The sequence below is a fragment of the Sporosarcina sp. CAU 1771 genome, from assembly GCF_054482775.1.
Genome location: NZ_JBTLRN010000053.1, coordinates 1 through 2,267 on the forward strand (window position 1 = coordinate 1; position 2,267 = coordinate 2,267).

At 32.5% G+C, this 2,267-nt stretch carries 3 protein-coding genes; all 3 read left to right on the top strand.

Annotation, left to right across the window (positions count from 1 at the left end; all coding sequences use genetic code 11):
* Positions 1 to 197: 197 nt before the first annotated feature.
* The 3 genes from ACXYMX_RS16940 (at position 198) to ACXYMX_RS16950 (ending at position 1,952) form a co-directional block, all read left to right on the top strand.
* Entirely contained in the window at positions 198 to 671 is a 474-nt protein-coding gene (locus ACXYMX_RS16940) for a hypothetical protein (RefSeq protein WP_459045423.1), read from the top strand.
* 136 nt (positions 672 to 807) lie between these two features.
* Positions 808 to 1,308 (top strand): hypothetical protein, encoded by a 501-nt coding sequence (locus ACXYMX_RS16945; protein ID WP_459045424.1) that lies wholly within the window; start codon positions 808 to 810, stop codon positions 1,306 to 1,308.
* 236 nt (positions 1,309 to 1,544) lie between these two features.
* Positions 1,545 to 1,952, top strand: a complete 408-nt coding sequence (locus ACXYMX_RS16950; RefSeq protein ID WP_459045425.1) for a hypothetical protein — start codon at positions 1,545 to 1,547, stop codon at positions 1,950 to 1,952.
* The last annotated feature ends 315 nt before the right edge of the window (positions 1,953 to 2,267 follow it).

Here is a 2,267-nt window from a genome sequence, read left to right on the forward strand (position 1 = left end):
ACCCAAATCAAGAAGAGTAACTTGAAACTTATAATTAATAAAACCATCGTTAGATGGAACGCGGAATGCTTGGAAACTGGCACGTTCCGTGCGGAGCAGGGGAAAAGTTGGAGATAACTTCAAAGGCTTACCTATTGCTACTTAACTTGAAGTAAGTATTTATTTTGAGATGATAGTATAAAAAGAGGTGGGATAAGATGAAAAAAGAAAATATTTTTCAAAAGAGTAGCGTTTTTCGATTTATTATCTTATTAATGTTAATTTCTAATGTAGCTTACGTATCAATTGAAATTTATAAATCTCAATTTATTAAATCATTTGTTAATAAAGTAGATATGACAGAGGTGGCTTTCTCCAAACTTGTAACGCTTTCTAATTATGCTTTAGTTTTTGAAAGCGTATTTTTACTTTTATCAATTTTGGGTGTTGTAATGATGTTCATCAAAATCTATAGACCATTATTAGCAAGTTATTTAGTCGCACAGTTATTGTTTTTAACGTCTGTTTTAGTGTTAAATAATACTTTGGCTTGGGTATTTGAAGCTCCTGCTGGGAATATGACTCAACTTTTATACGCACCTTTTGTACTTGCGGTGGCCACACTTATTTACTTTTTTGTTAAAAATGCTTTTCTGATAAAAGAATCAATGGACTATAAGATGAGCCAGTAAATCCTATTCTAGAATTGGGCGCGATTGCTTTATAAGCGATTGCGTCTATATCGAAAATCGAATTCAGAACAAAGAGGTGAATGAAACGTTTATTATAAAAAGTTATATATCAAATTATCTTCCCCATTTAGGATACATGACATCGAAAAAAGAAAAATTCTTATCTATACACGATCCTTTAGCTAAACAAGCTGCCCAAATGATTTTAGAGGATAGTGAAGGGGATTATTTAGAGGGTTGTATTACTGCGACTTATAATTCTGAAGTTATATTTACCCAAGATTTTGAAACGACAGATTTATTATTTACGTGGCAAACAATTATTGCTCCTTTATTGATTAACGAAATGGATGATAATATTAATATTGTATTTCTAGATTCCTTGCTTATTGTCGACGTGTCAGAAAAAGACGGTTTGTTTTATCTAAGATTAGAAGAACCATCTGGCATATTGAATTATGATTTAAGCAAAGTAGTTAATATTCCTAAAGAGGATTACTTAAAGGGAATGACTAAGGAATTTTTATCTTTTGCAAGTTTCTGTATTAATAACGAATTAAAGTTCTGTGAAGAAAGCTCTTATCGTTCGTTCGTTTTAGATTATCAAACATTAAAATTTAAAACTGAACTCAATTAGTTCGAAATGGTCAATTTTGTATACAGCATACAAAGCAGGTTCATATTGTGGGAAAATATTGGGGATGGAAAACGCAGAGATAGTTAAGGTCTTCAGTTCAGTAATAGGGTGCGATTCTTTAACAAGGATTTGCACCCTTTTCAAGAAATGGACCAATTTGCGGAGTATAGACTTGGAAAGCAATCTGGTTAAATTAATTCCTGGATTTGTTGGGAAGGAAATGAGGAAATTCAAAAATGACGACTAGCTATAAAGAAACCTTTGACCGCTTTTCTCTTTATTTTTTAGCGATTTTAATTTCTCCTATACTTTTCGGTGGAATATTGGCTATTTATTCGATTTTATCATTTGAAGACTCTTGGGGTTTTGGACCAACCGTCTTACTAGGGGTTCTTTATTCATTCCCATTCTTTGTGTTTGCAGCATTTCCCATCTCGTTGTACATTGATTTTTCTGTTAGATTCAAAGGTTATCCTAATTGGATAAAGGCATTATTATTTGCAGGTTTCGGCAGCTTGGCAGGACTTTTGGGAAGCGTTGTTCTATATGATCTTTTTCCAATAACCTTTATGTTCTTATTTGGTATGATTGGTGGACTTATTCATTTCTTAATATTGGCTCTAATAAAAAAGGGAATCAGGTAGCAATGCTTCCAAAATTTTATCAGGACTTCAGCAAATTGGTACGATTGCAGGACATCACTGTACCAGAATCTAGGGCCATTTAGTTATAGAAGAATATTAGCTACTCTAAAGGAAGTGTTTAAAGATGTGGAAGGATTATATTAGCAAAATATCAAAAGAATATTCATTTTGCTAGTTGTACAATCAAGTTAGCCAGTTAAATTCAAACAAAAAAATGCCATTATAAAATTTCGTGTATCATTGAAGTTGCGAGACTCACAATGAGAGGAAGTTTTATAATGGCACACACCGAGAATACCATACAAAACCGTAAAG